Consider the following 25,680-nt stretch of genomic DNA (forward strand, 5'->3'; position numbering starts at 1 on the left):
TCCTATTGAAAATGCAGGGTCTCACTTTTTCGCCATGTTTAAACCTTCTATGGTCGTGTAATATTTGGTAATCATATTGGGTATCTCCCAATTTGGCAATTTACCTTCTTCCAAATACCGTAAATAATTTTGGGTTACTTGGGCAAAATGTGCCTCATGCCCAATTTTAAATTCATCGGGAATATTAATTTTCCACACATCCTCCGATACTTTCTCAGCTTTCGTTCCTGGAAATTTAGGGCTTATAGTCTGCTCAAGCGCATTGGAAATAAGATTATCAAAATTTTCAACGTCCTTGGATTTAATATATAAGGTGGGCTTATAATTTTCTTCCTTACCCTGTTTAATAATAAGATCACTTTTTGTACCCCTCATTATGCTATAATGGGTATCCCCGGTACCCTCGGGAGCTTCATAATTCCATATCACAGATACCTTGGCGTACTTACCCTTAATTTTATAAAGCATTTCCCCATTGCAATACACCTTAAGCTTATCACCATCGATGTCCTTTTTAAGATAATCGGGAAAACTATCCAATCCTGTTACCCTTCTAAATTCATCCAGAGTCAAAACTGTTGGCCAACGCTTGGCTTTAACCATCTCTATGTCTGTACGATCAATAATCTGATCCGGAAAAAGTTCCCATTGCACCAAATCCACCAAGTGGGTGGTTACATCCACAATTCCTTCACCTTCTTCATTCACATCAAAAAACCACGCCGGTCTTACCAATGGCTGGCCAGAAACATACTTAAAGAAGTGATGTACACTTTCTTTAATTATGGCAGGCTCCTCAGGACTTCCTTCCACAACTTGGCCAAATACTTCGGGCAACATGGAAAACTGTCTTTGCATACCGGTAGTAACTTCAAAACGCTCGGTCATTATATCATAAATCATGACCCCATTTTCTTCAGCTATTTTGAAGGCCTCTTCCAGTTTCTGGAACCCTTCCGAATTAATTACCAATGGCTTGTCCGCATAAACGTTCAATCCAGCTTTTACTGCGGCCAAAATATAATCAATCTTTTTAGAGTTTTTCCCTGCCACCACCATGACGTTACCGGGTTTATTGGCAATCATTTTTTCCAAATAATCATCCCCAAAATAACTATTCACTTTCCAATGGGTGGGGCTTTCCGACCTTGAATTATAGGCTTCAATTTTACTCAAAAAATCGCTTACCTCCGGCCCTTCGGGCGCAAAAACATAAATGGTGGAATCTACCGCATTATACATTGTTTTTTGAACTAGGGCGGCATGAAAATGCCCTGGATCCAATGTCATTAAACTTACTTTCTCGGCAGCACTATCAGCAGTTGCTTTCACTTCTTCTTTTTTTTGACCACAGCTAAGAAATAATACCAAAAGAAAGGTCGAAATACTATACTTCATTTGTTGATTTTTTTGTGAATAATTACAAATCCTACCCTGGCTAAAGGTCTTTTGACCAAAGGAAGGATGATTTTTTTGCATCATTAAATATATAACATGTTTCCTAAACTTTCACAAAGTCGGTCCCATAAGGTTTTCTTTGGTTCCTGTACAACATGGCATTGGCTTTGTCATCATTAATAAACATTTCTTTCTCGTTGTCCCATTCCAATTTTCCATCGAATTGCATGGCAATATCACTGATCAGACAGGTTACACATGCCTTGTGCCCTTTTTCAATAGGTGAAATTGGGGCTTTTCTTGTTTTAATGCAGTCCAACCAGTTCCCGTGCTGATCATCGATCTTCTCCAATTGGGTTTCGTTCTCACCAATTACCGATTCCAATATTTTTGGATCGGAAGCATTAAGAGCCTTACTGCTCTTTTCCTGATCCACGGGGTCGGAGGCTGAAGCCTGATAATCCCCTCGGGACACAAATATCCATCCGTCCGTACCCTCATAACGTATTCCGTTGGTATAACCGCCACTGGTGTAGACCGTAATTCCGTTGTCATATTCATGTTTTACAAAGAAATCTCCATGCACATTCCACAGTCCGGATTTCGGGAATTCCGCCAAAGCCTCTACAGATTTCGGCCCAGTTAATTCGGTATCCATTCCCCATGCCGCGGAATCGTAATGGTGTTGTCCCCAACCCGTGATCATTCCTGCACCGTAACTCCTTAGGCGAAGCCAACCCGGCCTACTGTAATCGTTCTGCGGGTGAACGCCAATTTCAGTGTACGGAACCTCTGGTGTTGACCCCAACCACATATCAAAATTCAAATTTTTGGGCACTGGCATTGCAGGTGCATCCGGTCCGGCCGGATCACCGGGAAGACCTATCTTAACGGTATGTATTTTACCAATGCGCCCATTTCTGACCAACTCGGCAGCGACCCTGAATTGGGGCATTGCCCTTTGCTGTGTTCCTACCTGAAGTATAACTCCCGTTTTTTGAACGGCATCACGTAACTGCTGCCCTTCCCTTACCGTAAGCGATGTTGGTTTTTGAAGGTATATATCCTTTCCAGCTAAAGCCGCTTCCATGGCAGGCTGGGAATGCCAGTGGTCCGGAGTACTGATTACCACGGCATCTATGTCCTTATTTAGTAACATTTCGCGATAGTCATCATAGATTTTAGTATTCATGTATTTTTCCTTCCCCGTTTTCTCCTTGTAGAATTTGTCTACCAAAACCTTTGCATCGGCAGCCCTTTTGGAATCCAGGTCACAGACCGCGACATATCGGGATTGATCAAACCTAATAGTATCGTGAATATCATGGTCACGGGCAATACGTCCACAACCAATTTGCCCAATATTAATCTTGTTGCTAGGTGCATTTTTGCCAAATACACTTGCAGGAACTATGGTCGGAAATCCAACTACGGCCGCAGTGGTCAATAAAGAGTTATTAATGAATTTTCTTCTTTGCATCTTTTTTGATTTTAAATTAATTCACAAATTATTTAGTTGAAAACATGGGTATCCCCCCTGCCCCTTTGTTTAATTATTAACAATTTTGGGCATTTCCGCAAAACTCTTCCAATAAGATTCCGCTTCCTCAACTGTAAGTTTGCCATCGAAAACCACCATCCTATATTTTAGACTATAATCTTTATTGGGCTCAATTTTCCATTCCTCGTGACGTATCGGGCAAAACTCAAAAAACATATCCCCCCTGCCCCCATTTCCATCAATGGGCCATATACCCATTGGTTCTGGGTGGGACCTATTTTCCGGATAACTTAAAAACAGGACACCATTGGTCCCCGCACCATCCACGGATTCCCCTGTTACCATACACCAGCGGGCGTTGGTGCCATCTGCAGTTAGGCGATCGTTGCCTTCCGAAGTAAGCACCGTACAATTATCCTTATGCCAGCGCTCTGTAAACCTCATCCCTAAACCTCCTCCATATCGATAGGCTTCAAATAGAATACCATTTCCTAAAGGGGAATTAAAATTAGATGTGTAATCTACCATATATCTATCTGGGCGACCCAAGTCCCAAACCTTAACGTCCAAATCTTCGTTCAAGGCTATTCGTTTATCCGCGGAAGCTTTTAGGTTAATATGTTCTTGACGGGCGTTGAAACCCCCATACACGGCCCCGGAATATGTATCATTAAAATCCTTAAAAAGCACCGTTCCTTGTCGCTCCACCAAATTCCAAAAATCGACCCGCTCCCCTTCAATCTGGGTATGCGTCCACGGCCCCCATATGCCATAATGATGGTAATGGTCTGGAGGTTGAATTCGGCTAAGGGTATCTCCCGAGGGAGCAAGCAAAGGATGGAGGTATCCGGATTTCCGAAAGATGGAATCCACACCTTCTGGAGGATAGGTCATTCCATATCTATACGTTAGCAAGGGTATGGAGCCTTTTGACAATTGTAGGTTTCCATTGCTTTTATTCAATGTTATTCCAGCAGAATCCGCTGTATTACCATCGGCTTTTTCAAGTTTATAATCGGCAATATTTTCAGGGGCATGTAAAAACCAAAGGGATTTCCCATTTTGATCAATTTGGAAAGGAACTTTACTACCTTCATAGGTCAAAGCCATACTATTCAAATCACCCCAGTCAAAATTGTTCAGGCTATCCAGCTCTAAGGAGACTGGCGAGGTTTGCGAAACCCCGTCATTAATCACCATTCTAAATCCATTCTCGGTCTCACTGTTACATGATAGCAGCAAAATTATACAACATCCGAAGAATATACGTTTCATTATTATGGTTTTAAGGATGGAAATTACAAAATCAAATTAACTCATATCAATTAGATATTGCGGAAAGGACTTTGGGTGAACCCGACTTCCTGAAACCCCATTTCAATTTCCGGTTATACATCTTAAATATACTTTGGTTTTAATCGCATATAAAGCCCTAATCCAACCTGCTCCCTATTTTCCAATACAGCAATTTCCGAAATTGGCTGTACATTTTATCATAGCAATAAGCGGTAAACCGATACCATGGTTCCAATTCCAACAAATCTAAATAATAGCAAGTTATTACGCAACCGATTGCATAAATATAATGATGCTTTTTAACGAAAAAAATAAATTATGTTCAACTTTTTTCTTTTAATATCTATTATTGCACATAATATTATTCCAATTTCTTCCAAGTGATTTGATAACTATATTTTATTCGTATTATTGTTGCGATTTAGGGCAACAATTAATGCTATGGATAAAAGAATAACCATTTACGATTTGGCCAAAACACTGGGTGTTTCAGCCGGAACCGTAAGCAGGAGTCTTAACGACCATCCATCCATAAGTAAAAAAACCAAGGATCGTGTAATTTCCAAGGCGAATGAACTGGGCTACAAAACCAATAAATTTGCAGTTAACCTGAGCAAACAAAAGTCGAACACCATCGGGGTCATAGTCCCCAAACTCAATTCCATCTTCATGTCGACCGTACTGGCAGGAATCGAAAAAATAGCCAATGAGGCCGGCTATAATCTGATTATCAGTCAGTCTTTGGAGTCTATGGAAAAAGAGAAATTAAATGCAAAAACGCTCTACGACAGTGGAGTTGATGCCCTTTTGGTATCCTTGGCCTACGACACTACCGACTTTGATCATTTTACAAACTACATTAGAAACAAAATACCGCTAATCTTCATTGATAGGGTACACAATTTGCCCAATTGTTCCACTATAATAATCGATAACAGATTGGCAGGATTTGAGGCCACCGAGCATTTGATAACACAGGGCTGCAAAAATCTCCTGTATATTAGCGGAAACCTTAAGCAAAATGTTTATTCAGAGCGATTGAAAGGGTTTCAGGAAGCGATGGCCAAGCACAATTTAGCATTTAACGATAACAATTTACTGGAATCTGACCTTAGTCTAGATAGTGTTAAACATGCTATGGCTCATATCAACGATCTCAACGTACCATTTGATGGCCTGTTCGTGGCAAACGATTCCTTTGCGGCACACTGTTTAAAGGAGTTAAGAAAAGAAAAATATAAAATCCCACAGGACATAAAAGTAATCGGTTTTAATAACGATCCTATTTCGGAACTTGTTACCCCAACTTTAACAACCATTAATTACCCAGGTTACGAAATGGGAATCTTGGCTGGACAAAGTGTAATAAGTCAGTTGAATGGAAGTATCGACTTACAGGCTGCCAATTCCATTACCCTTAGACATAAATTGATAATAAGAGAATCTACACTTTAATAAATATCTAAAATGAACAAAACAGTTTACTCCTTAATTACATTCCTTTTTGTTGGAACGATCTTCGCCCAAAGCCCAGAAGAATTGCCAATAGATGACCAATGGCTCGCCAAAATTGAATCACTTGCCCCTTCTGCACCCAGAGTTGCAGCGGAAACAAAAAAAATATTGGTTTTTTCGCAGCATACTGGATTCTACCATTGGACCATTCCACACAACGACGAAATACTGAAAATCCTAGCAAGGAAATCGGGAGCATTTGAGATTACTATTGCCCATGACGTAGATAGTTTTGATAAAAAAAATCTAAAGCAATACGATGCCATCATTTTAAACAATTCCAATCCCGCCGGACCTAAACGGGATTTGTTCTGGGATCTACTAAAAAAGAACACCACCTTAAACGACATCACCATTGCCAAAATGGCGGCCGAATACGAAAAGAATTTAATGGATTACGTGGCCAAGGGCGGTGGCTTAATGATCATGCACGGTGCAATCACCGTACAGAACAATTCCAAGGAATTCAGTAAAATGACAGGAGGTAGCTTTGACTACCACCCTAAACAACAGGAAATGCACCTTAAAGAGGTTGACCCCAATCATCCCATGGTTCAGGCCTTTAAAGGGAAGGGATTTACCCACGTGGATGAACCTTATTTTTTCAATAATGCTTATTCCGACTACAACTTTAGACCTTTACTGTATATAGAAGCTGACAAATTGGAAGGTTTACGCAAAGAAGTTACCAACAACACTATCTACGTGTCCTGGATAAAAAGACATGGCAAAGGCAAGGTGTTTTACAGCTCCCCTTCCCATAACGCCCAGAGCATGGATAATCCGGAATTGCTTCAATTCTTTTTAGACGGCATGCAATACGTGGTGGGCGATTTAAAATGTGATGATAGCCCTATAGGAAAACCTTGACCCAATCCCTTATCACTCAATAATATCATTAAAAAATGCGCACTCTAAAGGGGTGCGCATTTTTTATTTCGTGCTCTAAGCAGTCGCCCTATATGACCACTATTAAAAAGTACTATTTATTAAAATCGAAAAAGTTTTTGGCGTTATAATAGGAGATATCCGATACGATTCTTCCCAGCAATTTTTCATCGGCAGGCAATTCTCCATTTACTACATCTTTACCTATTAGATTACATAAGATTCTTCTAAAATATTCGTGTCTTGGAAAAGACAAAAAGCTTCTGGAATCGGTCAACATTCCTACAAAACAACTTAGAAGTCCCATATTGGAAAGCACATTCATTTGTTTTTCCATTCCGTCTTTCTGATCTAAAAACCACCATCCTGAGCCAAACTGCACCTTTCCCCTAACACTGCCGTCATTAAAATTACCAACCATGGTAGCTATAACTTCATTATCGGAGGGGTTAAGATTGTAGATTATAGTTTTGGCCAATTGATCTGTTCCGTCCAATTCATTTAAGAAACCGCTCAATGCACTAGCCTGTGAATAATCCCCAATAGAATCGAAACCGGTATCCGGCCCCAATTTGGACAATAGCCTTTTATTATTGTCCCGGATGGCTCCTATATGGAATTGTTGCACCCATCCTTTTTTATGATAAGTCCTTCCTAAAAATAGTAACACCTGAGCCTTAAAATATTGTACTTCATCTACAGTTAGCGCCTTACCATCCATAACTTTTTTAAATAGACTTCCTGCATCATAAGTCCCTTCCTTGAAATGATACAATTGCTCCAAACCATGGTCGGCCAGTCTTCCGCCCTGTTCATGGAAGTAATTAATTCTATTTTCCAAAGCAGCCAATAAATCATTGAAAGTTGTAATGTTGATATTGGAAGCCTCTCCCAATTTCTCCATATAGGCAACATATGAAGCTCCCTGCTCTATGGCAAATGTCTTATCTGGACGGAAGGTTGGAAAAACTTTTGGCGTAATTCCTTTTTTCTTTATGCTCTTATGAAATTGAAGGGAGTCTATAGATTCATCCGTAGTACACAATGACTCCACTTTTTGCTGCTGCAAAAGCCCAATGGTATTGTGGGAAGGTTGCTGCAACATGGCAGATGCTTTCTCATAAATTTCCTCGGCATTATCCGGCCCCAACAACTCTTGAATCCCAAAATAACGCTGCAATTCAAGATGTGTCCAATGGTATAAAGGATTCCTTACCGTATAGGGCACTGTCTCCGCCCATTTGAGAAACTTTTCCTTATCTGTGGCATCTCCTGTTATGTAGCGTTCGTTTATCCCAAAAGCACGCATAGCACGCCATTTATAATGATCACCTGCCAACCAAGCCTGACTTATATTTCCAAAAACCCGGTTATTGTCAATTTCTTGTGGAGGAAGATGATTGTGATAATCTATAATGGGCAACTCTTTTGCATAATTGTGGTATAAAGTTTTAGCAAAGTCGCTTTGCAAAAGAAAATCATCATTTATAAAAGTCTTCATCTTTATCCGGATTTAATTTTATTTCTTAATCTACGATCTTTTTCACTAAATGTCGCTCTACCCTTTAAGGCTATTTTCCAATGTGCTCATACAATTCCTCTGCTGTATACTCCATCCCGTCTTTAGACTTGACATCGCGAAGTTCCTTTATTTTTTCAGGCTTTAAACCCTTAGGGTTAACAGAGAATGCATTGGTCACATAGGATATTATATCCGATATATCCTTATCGGAAAGATTCTTATTGTACTTAAGGCCTGGCATTTGATGGTTCTCATCATATAATTCCCCTCTAATTTTGAGGGGACCTTTTAGACCATGTAGAATAATAAGCCCCAATTGTTCCAAATGCGTAGAAATATACTCTGACCCTACCAGTGGTGGTGCCAATCCGTTGATACCCTCCCCACTGGACGAATGACAGGAAGCACATATTTGACGGAACAGGATGGCTCCATTAGTCCTGGAATCGGCTCTTGCAATTTTTGTTGAATAAATATAATTAGGTTTGTCGTTTCCTTTTCGTTCCACGCTTTCGGTTGTTAGACTGGCGAGGTCCGAATCCTTAAGCTTATTAAATTGCCCGAGTTGGGAGTCAAGGGCAGTAAGAACATCTTCCGACCCACTGACAATTGCCTCCTGATAAATTTTCTTATCACTGTATTTATTCGCCAAATCGTAAATTATGGGAAAAAATACTTCCTGATCGTATTTGGCCCAAATCCCTAGTGTTGTTGAAAGGTACAGATCCAACATGGGGTCATTCCTTTTCAATAGTTCGGCAAAAAGAACTTTAGCTTTGGGAACATTTTTGTCAGAGGCATACTCTTCCATTAGGACTATGGCATGTGATGCAGCTTCGGGACCACCACTTTGAGCTAACTCTTGCAGGAAGTCGAAAGAAAGTGCATTAAGTCCCTTTAACACATAAAGGGCGTGCAGTTGGGACAATGGACTATTATTGCCCAAAGCCATTTCTCTTAGTTCTGGGAGGGTTTCCTTATTATTTTTATGTATCAGATATTGTTGGGCACGATCACGTACCCACCCATTGGTATCCTTAAGTGATGCAACCAACTTGGATCCCGAAAAAGTCGCAAGATCGGGAATGCTCCTGGCTGGTATATTTTTGCTTCGTACCCTTAAGATCCGACCATAATCCAGTATGGTATCCAATTTTTTCTGGGCCGATATCTTTTTTAAGTAAGGGCTCAAAAATGCATAATGCTGAATTACACCGCGGTGCATATCTACCACATACATATTCCCATCTGGGCCAGTGGCCAGATTTACAGGGCGGAACCCTTCATCCGTAGAAGCCAAAAACTCCTTTCCCTGCCACGCTTGCTTGGCCTCAACCCTATCCCCGTAAAAAGATAGAATATTTCTTTTGATCAAATTGACTTCGGGCACACATACAAAAACATTCTGGTCGTAATCTTCAGGAAACATCCCTCCCCTATATACCAATGGACCACAAGCAGCCGTAACATTAACCAATAGACTATCCTGGTCCAAAACTCCTTCTTCGTATCCCCGGTTTACAGAGGCGGCATGAAGGGGATAAACACGTTGATCTTTGGTCAAGGTCTCATCCACGCCTTTTTTGGGAACAAAATATTTATTACGGACCAATCTATTGGGCAGTATATGATCGCCCAATAATTGAGTGGAATTGTTATTGTAATAAAGTCGCCCAAAATTATCATGGGAAATACCCCATTGCCCTCTCTGGGTAGTAGGTTCCTTTTTCCACACTCCATTCTTACGCTGATATCTGAAATTAGATTTGGCATTGTAGATCCAGTTGTCCAAATTCATCATTAAACCATTGGGCTGGTGTTCCGGATTACCCACGGTAGCATAAAGTGAATCTACAAGAACCCGGTTTACCGGTTTATCATTCTCAATTTCCACAAACCACAGGTTAGGGGATTCTGCATACAAAAGTCCCCCGTACACCAAGGCCAAAGCTCTAGGCATTACCAAACTATCCAAAAATACCTTGGCATGGTCCATTATCCCATCCTCGTCAAGATCCTCAAGAATTTTAATAGATCCACTTGGCAAATCTTCCCCATCACCCTCTAAATTGACCATAAACCCAGCCATTTCGGCTACCCAAATCCGTCCCTTAGAATCGAAATCTATGGCAACGGGTGCTGTCAAAAGAGGTTCGGACGCCACCATTTCCAACTCAAAACCTTCTTCCACCGTATAATCCTCCAGTGAAATGCGAGGTTCATCATAGGAAGGTTTACATGAAATAATGGTAAATGAAAGGGAAAGAAAAAAACAAAATAATAACCTCATTAATTAAGTAGTTTGTAGTCTGTATGTATACTTGAAAAGGCCACTAAAATAATGCAGTGGCAATTAAAATACTAATGGATTAATATATATTTGGCAAAATGCAGACAAATAGGAGCTATATGCTCTTAATTTGGCTTTTATCCATTAATAATTAGCACTTTTCCCAAGGAAAGTTTTCCTTCAACATACTATGACAAAGCTGTTTTAGCCCTGTATTTTTTTAATCAACTCACTTATTTTGCTATCCGTTAAGGGCTTGGCAATAAAATCATTGACTATACCATATTGTTTGGCCTTCTCAATATCCCTGGAATCTATGGATGAACTTAAAATATAGACTTTAATGTTCTGCACATTGGAAAGTTTACTGAATTCATCCAAAAACTCCCATCCGTCCATTATGGGCATATTAAGGTCTAAAAAAATAACCTCAGGCAAACCCTCGTCAGATTCGAGCATAGTCACTATCATGTCCAAGGCTTCTTTCCCATTTTGAAAGACAATTATATTTGAAGCGAAACCATTATTCTTCAATAAAACTTTTGAGCCAAAAACAAAAATAGGATCATCATCAATGATACAGGTAGTATTAATTCCCATTCACTTTATAAATTATTATATTTTTTTCAATTCAAAAAAACCCATAGTCTTTTTAATCTATAGAATATGTTGGTTACCAATATCAGTAATATTTATTCATTTGGACATTAAGCACTTATTAAATAATTGTTAAAATATCAAACGGAATAATTTCCGGACATTTTCAAAAGTATTGCGAACATTATCCAGGGCTGTGATACCCAATTAAAGAATTTTAAAATATGTTGTGAATTTTGTCCCCTTATCCAATTCACTTTCCACCTCAATTTTACCACCCATAGCTTCAATTTGATTTTTACTGATAAAAAGCCCTATGCCACGAGCTTCTGGATGACTATGAAATGTTTTGTACATCCCAAAAAGCTTGGATCCATGTCGGTCCAAATCGATCCCAAGACCATTATCGGAAATACTTAAAAAAGCATAATCCCCAGCGCTTCCACTGTTTATATTTAGCACGACCGGCCGATCTGGAGATTGATATTTTATGGCGTTGGTAATTAGATTAAGTATAATACTCTCCAAATAGGCATGTACGGCGAGTACATTAATATCCTCATCAACCTCCAATTCTATTTGTGCATTGTTTTTCTTAATTAAGGAATCAACCGTTTTTAAGGCTTTCTTAACATTTTCCAATAAATTTTGGGTGGTTAAAGTCGAGCTTACCTTGGAATTTATTTCAACAATCTCATTCAGCTGGTAAATGGTCTCGTTCATGTTATCCGAAACTACCTTAATATTACGGTAGTATTCATTTTTATTTATTTTGGGATCATCTTGAACGGCCAAATCCAACAACATGGAAATATTGCTGGTATGTGATCTTAAATTATGAGAAACGATATGGGCAAAATTGGTGAGGCGGTTATTGTGCTCGGTAAGATTTTCGGTCAATTGCTTTTTATCCGAAATATCCTGTATCTGGGCCACCAAATGGGTAAATCTGCCTGCATCGTTCTTAACGGCAGATATAGCAGCATTTACCCAAACATAACTCCCATTTTTATGCACACAACGTTTCTCAAATTTAAACACCCCTTTGCCCCCACTTTCAATTTCTTTCAACATAGCTTCCAGCACCTCCATATCCTCTGGATGTGCCAAATCGAATATTGTTTTTCTAAGTACTTCGGCTTGGTTATATCCAAGTATTTCACATATTCTAGGGTTAACCTCTCGTAGCCTTCCCTGCAAATCTATGACCAACATTCCAATCGCTGCATGCTCAAAAGTTGTCCTAAATATTTCTTCACTAAATGAAAGCTCCAATTTCAATCTCTTTTCATGGTCAATATCTTGCATAAGCCCAGATATCCGAATGCATTTCCCATCTTTAAATTCTGGTACTCCTATATGACGAGCCCAAAACATTCCTTTTGACTTAGTTAATATTTCAACTTCAAAATCGAAACTTTTTCCATCCACTACAGCCGAATTTAAAATTTCGGCAATACGGGCCTGATCCTTTTTTCGCGCGTAATTGGCAATCGAGAATTCTAGCTTATGTGGTTCATAGTCATAGGCCTCTAGCATTCTTATTAGATTTTCACTCCAGACCACCTTATTCTCCACGGGTAAATATACCCATGAGCCAATTTTACCAATTTCATGGGATTGCTCCAGGAGGTTTTTATTTTCTATAAGGAGTAATTCGTTTTTCTTACGATCGGTAATGTCCTCTACCTGCGACAATAGGTGCATATACTCTCCCTTATCGTTTTTAATAGCTGACAAAGAGTGATTTACCCAAATAATATCACCATTTTTATGAATGAACCGCTTTTCCACTTTATAAGAATCCCTTTTTTGATCCATTACTTCGGACAATAAGGCCTGAGATTTTGCATAATCGTCGGGGTAAGTAATATTTACTAAGGATAATTTACGTAATTCTACCCTAGAGTAGCCAATAATACGACTGAGATTGTGGTTGGATTTCTGTAGATTTCCTTTTAAATCGATAAAGGCCATACCGTGCTGGGTATGTTCAAAGGTTTGCCTCAATTCCTCTTCCTTGACCGCTAAATCCCTCGTTGCCCTTGTCTTTTCATCTATATCCTGAAAAAACCCATATAACCTGGTACATACTCCATCCACCATTTCCGCAATTCCAATCGTTCTGGACCAAAATGACGTTTGGTCAGCTGTAACTACCTGTAGATCAATATCAAAGCCTTCTCCTTCTTCAGTGGCTGTTTTTATGGCCTGGATTAGGACCGCTCTGTGCTCTCCTTCCTGAAAAAAGAGATATACTTCTTCTAAGGTTGGGACATAATCCTCAGACACCTTTACCATTTTTTTAATTGTTGGGCTCCAATAAACTGTATTGGTTACAAAATCCAACTCCCAAATACCAATTTTCGCTGCTTCATTGATACGCTTCATTATGTCCGTGTTATGGGCCAATAGAAGTTCATTCTTTTTGCGTTCTGTTATATCTTGTACTTGGGACACAAAATGTATAAGGTCTCCCTGATCATTATGTATTGCGGACATGGATATATTAGCCCAAATAACAGATCCGTCCTTGTGTATAAACCTATGCTCTAACCTTATATATTTATGCTTACCATGAAACAATTCTTCTATAAAAGTTCGATTTATTTTTAAGTCGTCCGGATATGCAATTCGCTCCAGATCCATCTGCTGTAATTCAGCCTCGGTATAACCGAAAATATGGCAAAATCTTTTGTTGGCTTTTATCAATATATTTTGACCATCTATCAAAGCCATTCCCACGGACGAATGGTTAAAGGTTTGCCTAAATTGCTCCTCCCTAAACCTAATTTCCAATTGCACCTTTTTAATTTCATCAATGTCCTGAATAAGTCCATATAACTTAACACACTTATTTTCACTGTGTTCGGAGGCACCTATTACCCTTACCCATTTCAAATTTCCGTTCTGTGTTTTTAGCTGCAATTGCTCGTCAAACTCCATAGGTTTTAACAGGGACTGGGAAACAACCTTCTTTATACGTTCACGATTTTCACCTTCCAAATAAAAATCCAAGCCTGCTTCCAAGGTAGGGGAATAATCTTCCGACACCTCGTGTATTTGCTTATTGACTTTACTCCAGAAAATATTATTTTCCTCTTGATCAACTTCCCAATAACCGATTTTTGCAGCTTCACTGGAACGTTCAAAAAGATTCTTATACTTTTCCAACAAGATTTCATTGGTTTTACGACTATTTATGTCGTAATGAATCCCAGATACAATTTCGGGAAGGCCATCTTCACCGTATTTGGTAATCTCTCCACGGCTTAAGACCCATACCCAATGCCCCATTTTATGTAGCATTCTAAATTCTACCTCGTAAATACCATTTTCTTTAACATGATTTTCCAAGGAAATATCAATAGCCTCAATATCCTCTGGGTGAACCAGCTGTATAAAAGTGCCGTAGGTTAATGGTTCCAGCTCGGTTAAGGTATATCCGAACATTTCTGCCCATCTTTCATTACAGACAACATTCCCCGTTTTTAAATTACCTTCCCATATCCCTATATTGGCCCCTTTTACAACATTTATATAATGTTCTTTCCAAACCGTTAATTGTCTTTCATCTTCTTTGTATTTTTCAATACTGAAGGCAGAACCCAGAATGGCATGGGCAACCCCTGATTCATCCAATACCAAATTACCCCTTAAATTGAACCATAAGGAATCACCCTTTAAATGATTAAATCTTACATCTATGTTCAATGGATATTTTACAGAATTGCTGATATGCCTTTCACAGGCCTCTTGAATAAGTACTAGATCTTCCTGATTGATCAATGACAGGAAATTGACCTTTATAACTTTATTGGCCGTTGACGAATAACCTAGTAGTTGTGACAGCTTATAACTAATACCTCCCCTTTCCGGATTTATTATATTCCAACACCATATGCCATCCGTAAAATTTTCTTGGACGAGATCTAAAAAATCAGCTTCACTATTTAGTAGATCGCCAAATTCATTTTGTAAGGCAGTCATATTGCTTTTTGGCATAAAATCGTCCTATTTTAATTATAACGTTTCCTAAACTTCCTATACACATTCACACTGGAATTAGATCCAAAATTATGGTATTAATATCCAACAGGATATACTAATCCCAACTTGAACCAGTATTTACAAAGCAAGGTTGTGCCGTGCAGTTGGTCCACCATTAAATGGTTACTTAAAAGGAGAGGGGGGAATACCTAGTAGTCGTAATATATTTCTCTATTGCTATTGACTTAATATTATTCAGGTACAAACAGTGTATTTTCAAATATAAACAAAGAAATCGTTAACACTAAAACGATTTCAAAATTGTTAAATTATATCGGCCTTAAAATTTATATAAATACAATCGGATATATTTTCGCCGACGTAAAAAAAAATAGGAAATGGCCACAAAAAAAGATAGGTTATTTGAAAAACTCTCAAAATTTCCAACAATGTTGGACAGTCCTTTTTTATGGCCTATTAAGCTCTCCTATATACTTACATTGTCAGCATTAGGCAGAATTCCGACTTGCATTAATATTTCCATATAGGGACCTAATAACTATTTTCTCATATAAATCCTTATACTCGGTATCCTTACTCATTTGTTGAAGGGCAAATTGTTGGATGACCAATAAAGGCAACACAATATTTTCCCTGATTTTAACCGACTCCCTTGAAACCGATTCTTTTTCCATCAAAATCTTGGAATCTGAAATAAGCAATAACATTTCTTTGGATAGCAAATATTCCTCATGTAGAATTGTCCAGAAATCGCCATATTCCTTATCGTCCTTCATATAGCTGGTCAACTCAAAATAACATTTGGCCAAGGACATCATACTATTGAGCATAAGCGCCTTAAACAAAGGGACATCTTTGAACATTTTTTTCAAATCACCTAATCTCCCTTGATCCTTTAAAATCTTAATAGCAGTACCAATACCAAAATAACCTGGAACATTCTGCTTAAGTTGACTCCAAGACCCTACAAAAGAAATAGCTCTTAAATCCGTCAGCTCCAGTTTTTTCTTATGGCCTCTTTTCCCCGGCCTACTACCTATATTCGCTTTTTGGTAGTATTTTAAAGTACTTTTATCTTCCAGGTACGAGATAAATTTATCATGATTCTTTAAATCATCATATTTTTTAAAACTTAAATCGGACAAGGATTCCAACAATTGTCTGGATTCTTTGGAAATAATATTTTCCTTACCGAAAAAATTATTGGAAAGACCTGCCGTTAATAATTGTTCACAGTTATGTATAAACTGTTCCTTGGTACCATAAGTACTTGTTATTGTCTGCCCCTGAATGGTTAGTTGAATTTCATTATTGGCAATGTCCTTTGTTTGTGCCGCGTAGAACCTATGGGTTTTTCCTCCGCCACGGGCCGGTGGTCCTCCACGACCGTCAAAAAATATAGCCTTAATATTATTTTGATCACAAACGGCAGACAATTTTTCTTTAGTCTTGAAAATTTCCCAATTTGCCTTTACATATCCTCCATCTTTGGTTCCATCGGAAAACCCGAGCATTATGGTCTGCTTATTACTGCGCTGATCCAAATGCTTTATATAAGCAGGGAGATCAAACAATTGATTCATAGTATCTTCAGAACTTTCCATTCCTTTCATGGTCTCGAACAAAGGAATGATATCGAAGGTAATTTTATCAGAATCCCAACCACACCATCTAAATAGTCCAAAAACAAATAGAACAGAAAAGATATCCTCGGAATTACTAATAACATAGCGATTGCAGCCTTCTTCCCCATTTTTTTCCTGAATCCCTCTTAACTGGAGTATATTCTGGATGGTTTCGCGGACAATATCTTCCTCAAAGCTCTGTTTTTGTAGGTTGATATCCTTATGGAGCAGGATATCTATTAATTCCTGTTTATCCAGTTCATCAATATTATCAGAAATATATCCGTTCTCTTTAAGAATTGCTTCTACCACTTGCCTATGAACACTATGGTCTTGCCTAATATCCAAAGTGGCAAAATGCGTTCTAAATATTTTTACCTTGTCTATAAGATAATCTAAATCCTTTAGGTATAACTTGTGGTATTTATTTATCAATATCGACCTAATTTCAAGAAGTGGTTCTATAATTTCATCGTAGCGCAACACTTTACTGGCGTCGAACATGGTATTGTACAACCGTCCCCTTAAATTGGATATGACATCCTGCAGTTCCCTAAAAGTTAATTTTTGCTGCAAGTTTTTTACATCGTGATAATAACATTTCATTAGGGTGATACGAAGCTCATCGGCCACATCCTTGGTAATACTGGAAGTTACAAAAGGGTTTCCATCCCTATCCCCCCCAGGCCAAAACCCAAGTTTCATAATATTGTGATTATTAAAATCCATATCACCAATATTATCCTTGATGTAGGCATAAAGGTCACCAACTGCATCATAATAGACATTTCGTAAAATGTATATTATATTTTTGGCTTCATCCAAGGGAGTTGGTTTTTTAGCATTGATCAAGGAGGTTAGCCCCAATTGTTGGAGCACAAGATCAATGTCATTGATTTTATTTTCCAAAATCAGACTCCTTAAATTACTAATTATATCCAATACAGCCGGTGTATAAAATTGTGTAGGATGTGCCGTTAAAACGATACGAGCACTAAAAGTGGACAATTTTTCCGAAATCTGGTCCCAACTTTTATTTTTGTCCACAAGCTGAAAATAATCACCAATAGTCAATGAACTACTGTGTTTCTGAAGACTTGGAAAGGCTGCATCCTCAACACTGTCATACAACACAACTTGTCTTTCCACATACTGAATAATCCGGAACATAAAATCTATCCTGTCTTTTTCCGAATCTATCTTTGCATAGTTTTGAAAAAAAGTGTCCAAAATTTCCTGTGGATTTTTCCCTGACTTCAACCCCTTTTCGGCCTGATCCAATAATAATGGAATAAGCATTCCAACATTTTCAATATTTCTATACGGCAAATTAAGAAACAAGCTGTTATAAATATTGAACTTGTTATGGACCGATTTTTTAAACTCGTCTAATCTCTCTGATTGATGCATACATCTTTAATTACATTCTACATTATCAATTTCCACAAAATATGGAAACATGAATTTCAAAAATTAAATATCGGCATATTTTTAGATTTGAGGTAAGAATTATGCTCCAAACATCAAAATTTTATGGGGACACCTCAAAATCAATCCACTTCACAACAATAATTTTCCAAACGGATTACAACAGCTTACATTTACATTGTAATAATAGAAAAGTAATTTTTTCATTTTCATATAGTGTTCTCGTAAAAGAGCTTTGTCTTAATGGCAAGGCTCTTTTTAGTTTCTACCTATTTAAAGCCAGCTCTATTAAATTGCCTGGTTAAAAGGAAAATATAAGCGGATTATTCATTATTGTTATGTTTCTTAATTGCTAGTTTTATTAACCAGAAAAAATTGAGTAAAACTAATAGTAGATTGTTCTTACATTTTACTCAAGTGGTTCTTATTGTTTTATTATCGGTTTTCGTGAATCTCCGATTTAGTTCATTGATTTCTGCTTGTTATGTCTTGGCATTCATGAACCTTCGGTTTCTTTACGGGCCAATGAAACCCAACTTAGGAGGTTCATGAATACCTTATTCCAAAATATGTAGGCCATGAATAAATGGAAACCGCAGGTTCACGAATTCATATTTAACAAAATATCAAGCCATGAGCTAAATTATTTCCAAGGCTTCAATAATTCTTTGCGGCTATTACATCTCCACTATGGAAGAACGTCTACCCAACAATAGACTTTGAAAGCGATGATCAATTGTATTCGAAAACGGACAATGATTTTTCAACACTAAAAGGTTTACGGAACACAGAAACGGCCCATTTTCAATTTCATCTTAAATCAAGTGGTTTTCACAGTGTGTGACGTGGCTGTTTATCAAGGTTGACCTGGCTACTGCTTGCTCCTCTAAACCAAGATACACCGCACCTGGGTTTTTCGGCCAAGATCCTTTTTTAGGCGAAGCAAAAATTGAACTGAATACGAATTGTGAAATTGTTAATTGTAAGGTTTTCCTATTATTTTCAAGCTATAAACTTCAACCACGCCATTATTTCTTGTGTATGCAGTTGGTAATCACAAATCTCGGGTGGAATTCCTTTCTGTTCTTTTAATGATAAGGCAAATTCTTTCACGTCCTCCAAAGATTTAAAAGCACCACTGTTCACCAATTTTTCGGATAAAAACGAACCGATCAATGCCATGTCCGAAGTATTAAATTCAGGATGGTATTGTACTCCAAAAAATGAACCTTTTTTATAGTCGAATATCATGGCCTGTACATTGGAATGGGGATTACTGGCTAAAACCAGGGCGTTTTCGGGCACCTTTGCCACTTCATCATAATGAATACACAGTGCAGAATAGGTCTTTTTACGGTGGGAAGTCAAGGGAATTTTTCTTCCTAAAGGGGTGAGTTCAATTGGTTTGGAGATTCCAAACTCCAAACCGTTCTTGCTAAGCGCCACCTGCCCCCCTGCAACTACAGTGGCTATCTGCATGCCCCAGCAGCTGCCGTAAAACGGTACACCACTCTTGAAAACCTCATCGGCAAAATTTAATTGCTGTTGAACATCAGGGATATCGTCGAGAACACTAAGAGAGCTGCCGGTCCACAATACCCCATCATAATTTTTCAACAGTGCAGCAGTGGGCAATTCACGTGCCCCATCAGCCGGAAAGGCAAAATCTGTCTGTGCCTTTGGAACCAAGCCCTTCAGCATTTCCTGGAACATTAGATGATATGGTTTTATCCCAAAAGCTCCCCTTTGCAGGCGTGTTTGTTCGTTATTGCCTTCTACTATTAATAATTTCACCCTTAAAGTCCATTTATTTCACCGGATACAGCAGCTCTAAAAAGTTGCTCCAAATCCTTTGCGTTAACAGGTTTTGCGTTGGAAGGCGTTGATGGATCTTTAAAGGCCATTTCCCCTATTTCCTTAGCATCATCAGTATTAATATCTATATCTTTTAGTGTATGAGGAATGTTCAATTCTTTTCTCAAATCGATTATATAATGGATAATAGCATCAGTACCTTGCCTTTCCAGTCCAAGGACTTTGCTTAAATGCACCATTCTATCCTCAATGGCTGCCTTATTCTGTTTTAAGGCATATGGCAATATTATGGCATTTAACAAACCGTGTTGTTTATTGTAAATAGCTCCCAATTGATGGGCCACTGAATGAACGGAACCCAATCCTTTTTGAAAGGCCGTGGCTCCCATAGAGGCAGCTACCAACATTTGTCCCCGGGCCTCCAGATTTTTTCCGTCCTTTACTGCTATCGGCAAGTATTTGGCTATAATGCGGATAGCTTCAATAGCAATACCTTCGGCCATTGGATGGTATCCCGGAGCGCAATATGCCTCAATAGCATGCACCATGGCATCTACCCCCGTCCAGGCCGTTATATGTGGAGGCAAGCCCAAGGTCAATTCAGGATCGGATATCACTATTGCCGGTAACATTTTAGGGTGAAAAATGATTTTCTTGGTATGCTTTTTTTCATCCAAAATCACCGATGCCCTACCTACCTCTGACCCTGTACCAGCAGTAGTCGGGACAGCTATAATGGGCGCAATTCCGGCTAGGTCGGCATAACTCCAATTATCGCCCACATCTTCAAAATCCCAAAGCGACCTGGTCTGTCCGGACATAAATGCGATTGTTTTGGCAGCATCAATTGCAGAACCACCGCCAAAGGCAATAACTCCGTCATGTTTATTTTTTACATAATGGGCCACCCCGTCGACAACATTCTTTTCGGTCGGATTTCCTTGCACATCACTGTATACCGTAAAATCTAACCCGTCCTTTTTTAAAATGTTTGTGGTTTTTTCTACAATATCCAATTTTACCAAACCCTCATCAGTAACAAATAAAGGATTCTTGATTCCCAATTTTTGGCATGCCTGTGATATCTCATTTATTCTACCGTTTCCGAACCAGATGGTGGTAGGATAATTCCAATTTGTATTTGCTAATTGCATTAATTCTTATTTTTTAATTCAATAAATTGATTTATAAACTTTATTTCCCTTTTCGAAAATTAAACGACTTCACCCGTGTAACATGGTCGTAGCCAATTTTTGACAGGGTAACGCCCTTTCCCGAATTTTTTACACCCGTCCAGGCCAAGGCAGGATCCAAATAATCACAGCGGTTCATATACACAGTACCGGTTTCAATTTTCTGTCCTAGATCAATAGCGCGATCCTGGTCATTGCCCCATAAAGAGGCGGTAAGTCCGTATTGGGAATCATTCATCAATCGCAATGCTTCCTCATCGTTCTTAACCTTCATTATCCCTACTACAGGTCCAAAGCTTTCCTCGGTCATTACCTCCATAGTATGATCTACATTCACCAATACATGAGGGGATAAATAGGGAGTATCTCTTTTGGATGCCGCGAACAGGGATTCCGGCACCAAGGACTTTGCACCTTTACCCAATGCCTGTTCTATTTGTTTTCTTACGTAATTGGCCGCATCAGTCTTCACCATTGGTCCCAGATTGGTCCCTGAATCCAAAGGATTTCCTAATTTGTATTGCTTTGTCAGCGCTACAAATCCGTCAACAAACTTGTCATAAAGTGATTCGTGGACATAAATTCTTTCAATACCACAGCAGGATTGTCCACTGTTAAAGAATGCCCCATCCACCAAATTTTCCACACTAATTTCCAAATTGGCATCGGCCATTACGTAGGCGGGATCTTTACCTCCCAATTCCAAACCACATGGAATAAACTTGTTCAGCAGCGATTTTTGAACAGCAATTCCACCCTGTACGGAACCGGTAAAATACACTCCGTCAATTCTGGTATCGGCAATTAATTGGGCCGTATGTTTATGGTTTAGGTGCAATATTTGAAAAACACCTTTAGGAAGTCCCGCCTTTACTGCTGCTTTGGCGTATCGTTCCGCCACCAAAGGTGTCTGGAAAGAATGTTTTAAAATCACCACGTTTCCTGCCATTAGAGCGGGAACAATAGCATTTACTGAGGTTAGGAAAGGATAATTCCAAGGGCTTAGCACGCTAACGACGCCAATGGGAACACGTTCTACCCATCTTTTATCCGGGTTGGTACTATCTACCACCTTATAATCGGCTAAAGCCTCTTCAGCAGCACCGATCATATAATGGGCACGGTCCGCAAACCCTTTTATCTCCCCAGGGGATTGACCCAAGGGCCTACCCATTTGCCAGGTAATTTCGAGGGCAATGTCATTTTTATCCTGAACAATGGCCTCCACGAAAGATGTAATATACTTTGCACGTTCAGCAATGGATAGATCGGACCACAATGGAAAAGCACTTTGGGCCATACTTAATGCCTGCTCAATATCCTTTGGACCATGTTCTTCAGCTGTATAATAAATACTGCCGTCTATAGGTGATATGGTGTTTATCATTTCTTAAATTATTTCAAAATAACGATTTAATTGCCAGTCTGTTATGGCTCCAAGTTGTTGCTGATCTTCCCATAGTCGGGTATACGCATAATGATCCACAAATATATCACCAAACAAGTCTCGAGCAATTTTTGAATTCTTAAACTTCTCAGCAGCATGTGATAAGGTCCTGGGCAATTGAAGTTCCTGAGGAAAATCTACATCATAGGCGTTACCATCCACTGCTTTGGTTGGTTCAATTTTATTCTCTATACCCCATATTCCGGAACCAATTGCGGCCGCCAGCGCCAAATATGGATTAATATCGGCTGCAGACACCCGGTATTCCACTCTTTGTGATTTTTCCGATCCCGGGATGGCCCTAAGTGCACAAGTTCTATTGTCCATACCCCAAGAAGCAGCCGTAGGTGCCCAAAAACCAGGAATTAGTCGGGTATAGCTATTACAGGTAGAGGCCACCATAGCGAGCAATTCGGGCATTAATTTTTGTTGACCTCCAATAAACCAACGCATAACGTCTGACATTCCCTGCTCCTTGTTTTTATCATAAAAGGCAGATGAACCATCCTTGTTTTGTAAAGAAATATGGATATGTCCGGATTGACCGGGATAATTGGAAGACCATTTTGCCATAAAGCAGGCCATCAAATTATTTTGTTGTGCCCAAACTTTTATAAAGTTCTTAAATAGAGCCCCATTATCGGCAGCCCGCAGAGCCTCGGAATATTCAAGAGCTCCTTCGAGCACTCCTGCCCCAGTTTCTGTATGCAGGCCTTCCAAAGGCATTCCCATCTCCTGGGCAAGGCTCATTATTTCGTGGTAAAAATTGGCATGGGTAGAGCTTCGCAATATGGAATATCCAAAATTACCCGGTGTCATAGGCTCCAAATTATGGTAGTTCTTATCGCGAACGGACTTCGGGGTCTCATTGAATAGGAAAAATTCGAACTCAAAGGAGGCACTCGCCGTATACCCAATATTCCCCAATCTATCCAAGGTTTTACGCAGAACAGATCTAGGGCATACACTAGCAGCATTACTCTCGGAAAAATCAACCAAAAATATAACCGATTTAAAATCTTCCGTTGGCAACAGTCTCATACTGGACGCATCTATAGTAGCATTGGCATCCGTAAAACCATCTGCCCAACCGGTAAAGGAATCATCATTGTATAAAACATCATTGGAGTCCCAGCCAAAGATCACACTGCAAAATCCGAATCCCTTGTCCAAAGCTGAAAGGAATTTTTTGGAATTTACATATTTCCCACGAAGTACGCCATCAACATCAACCACAGCCAACTTTATATTTTCAATCTGATGTTCGTTAATGTATTTCTTTACCGATTCCGGTGTTATTTTTGGTTCTTCCTTTTTCATAGGTCTATTATTATTGTTTTCTATTGGCCCAATGAAACCCTCGTAATGGACAGTAAGGTTTCACTCGACTACTTTTTGGTTGATTTTTCAATTCTTATTATATAGTGCCGTTTTAAGAGAATGGTGTATTTATACTACTTCAGTTGTTGTATATCCAAGTTTCCAATCTATAATTGCATGTTGACAAGAAGATCTTATATAAAAATATTGATTAATGTCCACCTCTACGTATAAAATCTAGTTTTTTACTAGAGCTTTTTTCGTTTCGTGCTCCAGGGCAAATTCTTCCTCGGGGGAGAGTATCAATCGATGCCTACCTTTAAGTCCAAAGTATACCAAACCTATTATTAAATAGCCTATGGAATTAAAAACAGCAGTCCTATAGGATTGATCCTGCAGCTGAAAATATATGATTACACTTGCCAGAAAAATAGTGGTCCAAGCACCAACCTTCCCAAAAGGACTAACATAAGGCCTTTCCAGTTCCGGCTTGTTTTTTCGCAATAACAAAAAAGAACCGCATTGTAGAATATAGGATAACATGGCACTAAAAACAGCGATGTTCAATAAAGCCCCTCCAATAAAGACCTCACTTTCATTTCCGGCCAAAAATTTGGTAACCATCAGAACCACAAAACCAATAACCGATCCTAAAATCAAAGCGGTATAAGGTGTTTTTCTTTTGCTATGGGTAAGGGACAGCAGTACTGGGAAATAACCTGCCCTAGAAAGGGAATAGATCTGTCTCCCAAAAGCGAAGATAATGGTATGGAATGATGCCAAAAGTCCAATGGAAGCAACCAAGGCCAAAAGTTTGGCAATGTTATCCCCATACAACACTTTAAATCCGTCCAATAAAGGTTCCCCGGATTGGGAAAGGGCAAAAGAACCCAAAGGTATTGAAGCATTAAGCCAAAGGATTAAAAAAGCCGAAATAATCAGCGTAATGATTCCGTAGGTCAACCCCTGGGGCATATCCTTTTTGGGATCCACGGATTCTTCTGCCGCCAATGGCAATTGTTCAATGGCCAAAAACAACCATACTGCAAAGGGCATGGCTTTGAGAGCTCCTTCCCAGCCAAAGGGGAATAATGAACCTCCTCCTCCAGGCAAATGTTCGGCAGTACCTTCGGCACCTGCCTTAATATCCAAGGCATAGGTAGTAAAATCGGCACTTCCAATAGAGGATACCCAAAATATACCCAAACAGCCCAAAGCCAATAGCGTGAGTGCTACAGTAAATTTAAAGGAGAGTTCCACTCCTACTATGTTCAAAAGGGTAAAGATCGTATAGAATCCGAACCACCAAAAAGGCAGAAAATCCGGTGATGTTTCAAAAATGCCCTGCATATAATTACTAAGAAAAAACACGATAACGGCCGGCGTAAGAATAAATTCAAGGTTTTCCACCAGGCCTGTAAAGAATCCGCCCCAAGGTCCCATGGCCGATCTAGCAAAAGAATAAGCGCCACCGGTATGTGGAAGGGCAGGAGACATTTCTGCAACGCTCTGGGTAAGCCCAACATACATAACGGCTACAATACAGGTAGCTACGAACATACCGCCCCATCCACCTGAAGCCAGACCCAAGTTCCAGCCGGAAAAATGCCCCGATATCACGGCTCCCACCCCTAAGGCCCATAAGGACCAAACACCTGCATGGCGTTTAAGTTCCCTGGATTCAAAATAGGATTTATCCATTTTCTTGTACTTCACGCCTTTGCTCATATCAATTATTTAGGTTTTGGTTGGACTATGCTGTTGACTAATATACAATGAATTAAAAAAAATAACCCTTTGAAAACCGAACATATATTCTACATATCTAATCAAA

General features: G+C 39.2%; 15 protein-coding genes. 2 read left to right on the forward strand and 13 right to left on the reverse strand.

Features of this window, described 5'->3' with window-relative positions; all coding sequences use genetic code 11:
* Window positions 1-21: 21 nt before the first annotated feature.
* The 3 genes from MWU78_RS10840 to MWU78_RS10850 form a co-directional block, all read right to left on the reverse strand.
* The gene (locus MWU78_RS10840) at window positions 22-1,398 is read right to left on the reverse strand and encodes a putative oxidoreductase C-terminal domain-containing protein (protein ID WP_246997754.1); all 1,377 of its coding nucleotides are present in this window, start codon (window positions 1,396-1,398) and stop codon (window positions 22-24) included.
* Window positions 1,399-1,501: 103 nt separating this feature from the next.
* Entirely contained in the window at window positions 1,502-2,878 is a 1,377-nt protein-coding gene (locus MWU78_RS10845) for a Gfo/Idh/MocA family oxidoreductase (protein ID WP_246997755.1), read from the reverse strand.
* Window positions 2,879-2,947: 69 nt separating this feature from the next.
* Window positions 2,948-4,174: a PmoA family protein gene (locus MWU78_RS10850; protein ID WP_246997756.1), complete on the reverse strand. Its 1,227-nt coding sequence runs from the start codon at window positions 4,172-4,174 to the stop codon at window positions 2,948-2,950.
* 462 nt (window positions 4,175-4,636) lie between these two features.
* On the opposite strand from MWU78_RS10850, the gene MWU78_RS10855 reads away from it, so the two are divergent.
* Entirely contained in the window at window positions 4,637-5,650 is a 1,014-nt protein-coding gene (locus MWU78_RS10855) for a LacI family DNA-binding transcriptional regulator (RefSeq protein WP_246997757.1), read from the forward strand.
* Window positions 5,651-5,662: 12 nt separating this feature from the next.
* Window positions 5,663-6,580, forward strand: a complete 918-nt coding sequence (locus MWU78_RS10860) for a ThuA domain-containing protein (RefSeq protein WP_246997758.1) — start codon at window positions 5,663-5,665, stop codon at window positions 6,578-6,580.
* A gap of 112 nt (window positions 6,581-6,692) precedes the next feature.
* On the opposite strand, the gene uxaC is transcribed toward MWU78_RS10860, so the two are convergent.
* The 10 genes from uxaC to MWU78_RS10910 form a co-directional block, all read right to left on the reverse strand.
* The gene (uxaC, locus tag MWU78_RS10865; RefSeq protein ID WP_246997759.1) at window positions 6,693-8,099 is read right to left on the reverse strand and encodes a glucuronate isomerase; all 1,407 of its coding nucleotides are present in this window, start codon (window positions 8,097-8,099) and stop codon (window positions 6,693-6,695) included.
* Window positions 8,100-8,169: 70 nt separating this feature from the next.
* Window positions 8,170-10,410 (reverse strand): c-type cytochrome, encoded by a 2,241-nt coding sequence (locus MWU78_RS10870; protein ID WP_246997760.1) that lies wholly within the window; start codon window positions 10,408-10,410, stop codon window positions 8,170-8,172.
* Window positions 10,411-10,614: 204 nt separating this feature from the next.
* Complete coding sequence (locus tag MWU78_RS10875) at window positions 10,615-11,010, reverse strand: response regulator (RefSeq protein ID WP_246997761.1); 396 nt, start codon at window positions 11,008-11,010, stop codon at window positions 10,615-10,617.
* 204 nt (window positions 11,011-11,214) lie between these two features.
* The gene (locus MWU78_RS10880; RefSeq protein WP_246997762.1) at window positions 11,215-15,012 is read right to left on the reverse strand and encodes a sensor histidine kinase; all 3,798 of its coding nucleotides are present in this window, start codon (window positions 15,010-15,012) and stop codon (window positions 11,215-11,217) included.
* A gap of 494 nt (window positions 15,013-15,506) precedes the next feature.
* Window positions 15,507-18,053, reverse strand: coding sequence for a phosphoenolpyruvate carboxylase (locus tag MWU78_RS10885; RefSeq protein WP_246997763.1), 2,547 nt, complete (start codon window positions 18,051-18,053; stop codon window positions 15,507-15,509).
* A 1,020-nt stretch (window positions 18,054-19,073) separates the two neighbouring features.
* Window positions 19,074-19,865: a type 1 glutamine amidotransferase gene (locus MWU78_RS10890; RefSeq protein ID WP_246997764.1), complete on the reverse strand. Its 792-nt coding sequence runs from the start codon at window positions 19,863-19,865 to the stop codon at window positions 19,074-19,076.
* A 2-nt stretch (window positions 19,866-19,867) separates the two neighbouring features.
* Window positions 19,868-21,040: an iron-containing alcohol dehydrogenase gene (locus MWU78_RS10895; RefSeq protein ID WP_246997765.1), complete on the reverse strand. Its 1,173-nt coding sequence runs from the start codon at window positions 21,038-21,040 to the stop codon at window positions 19,868-19,870.
* Window positions 21,041-21,080: 40 nt separating this feature from the next.
* The gene (locus MWU78_RS10900; protein WP_246997766.1) at window positions 21,081-22,466 is read right to left on the reverse strand and encodes an aldehyde dehydrogenase family protein; all 1,386 of its coding nucleotides are present in this window, start codon (window positions 22,464-22,466) and stop codon (window positions 21,081-21,083) included.
* A gap of 3 nt (window positions 22,467-22,469) precedes the next feature.
* A complete protein-coding gene (locus MWU78_RS10905) occupies window positions 22,470-23,846 on the reverse strand; it encodes a glutamine synthetase family protein (protein ID WP_246997767.1) in 1,377 nt (458 codons plus the stop codon).
* A 237-nt stretch (window positions 23,847-24,083) separates the two neighbouring features.
* A complete protein-coding gene (locus MWU78_RS10910) occupies window positions 24,084-25,574 on the reverse strand; it encodes an amino acid permease (protein ID WP_246997768.1) in 1,491 nt (496 codons plus the stop codon).
* Between the last annotated feature and the right edge of the window lie 106 nt (window positions 25,575-25,680).

The organism is Arenibacter sp. F26102 (assembly GCF_023015865.1).
Classification (GTDB): domain Bacteria; phylum Bacteroidota; class Bacteroidia; order Flavobacteriales; family Flavobacteriaceae; genus Arenibacter.

Bases quoted from the DNA above. Each gene is read 5' to 3' on its own strand.
- MWU78_RS10850 (WP_246997756.1), bottom strand. From the start codon at position 4,174: ATGAAACGTATATTCTTCGGATGTTGTATAATTTTGCTGCTATCATGT.
- MWU78_RS10885 (WP_246997763.1), bottom strand. From the start codon at position 18,053: ATGCATCAATCAGAGAGATTAGACGAGTTTAAAAAATCGGTCCATAAC.
- MWU78_RS10910 (WP_246997768.1), bottom strand. From the start codon at position 25,574: ATGAGCAAAGGCGTGAAGTACAAGAAAATGGATAAATCCTATTTTGAA.
- MWU78_RS10875 (WP_246997761.1), bottom strand. From the start codon at position 11,010: ATGGGAATTAATACTACCTGTATCATTGATGATGATCCTATTTTTGTT.
- MWU78_RS10840 (WP_246997754.1), bottom strand. From the start codon at position 1,398: ATGAAGTATAGTATTTCGACCTTTCTTTTGGTATTATTTCTTAGCTGT.
- MWU78_RS10900 (WP_246997766.1), bottom strand. From the start codon at position 22,466: ATGATAAACACCATATCACCTATAGACGGCAGTATTTATTATACAGCT.
- MWU78_RS10870 (WP_246997760.1), bottom strand. From the start codon at position 10,410: ATGAGGTTATTATTTTGTTTTTTTCTTTCCCTTTCATTTACCATTATT.
- MWU78_RS10845 (WP_246997755.1), bottom strand. From the start codon at position 2,878: ATGCAAAGAAGAAAATTCATTAATAACTCTTTATTGACCACTGCGGCC.
- MWU78_RS10855 (WP_246997757.1), top strand. From the start codon at position 4,637: ATGGATAAAAGAATAACCATTTACGATTTGGCCAAAACACTGGGTGTT.
- MWU78_RS10860 (WP_246997758.1), top strand. From the start codon at position 5,663: ATGAACAAAACAGTTTACTCCTTAATTACATTCCTTTTTGTTGGAACG.
- uxaC (WP_246997759.1), bottom strand. From the start codon at position 8,099: ATGAAGACTTTTATAAATGATGATTTTCTTTTGCAAAGCGACTTTGCT.
- MWU78_RS10880 (WP_246997762.1), bottom strand. From the start codon at position 15,012: ATGCCAAAAAGCAATATGACTGCCTTACAAAATGAATTTGGCGATCTA.
- MWU78_RS10895 (WP_246997765.1), bottom strand. From the start codon at position 21,040: ATGCAATTAGCAAATACAAATTGGAATTATCCTACCACCATCTGGTTC.
- MWU78_RS10905 (WP_246997767.1), bottom strand. From the start codon at position 23,846: ATGAAAAAGGAAGAACCAAAAATAACACCGGAATCGGTAAAGAAATAC.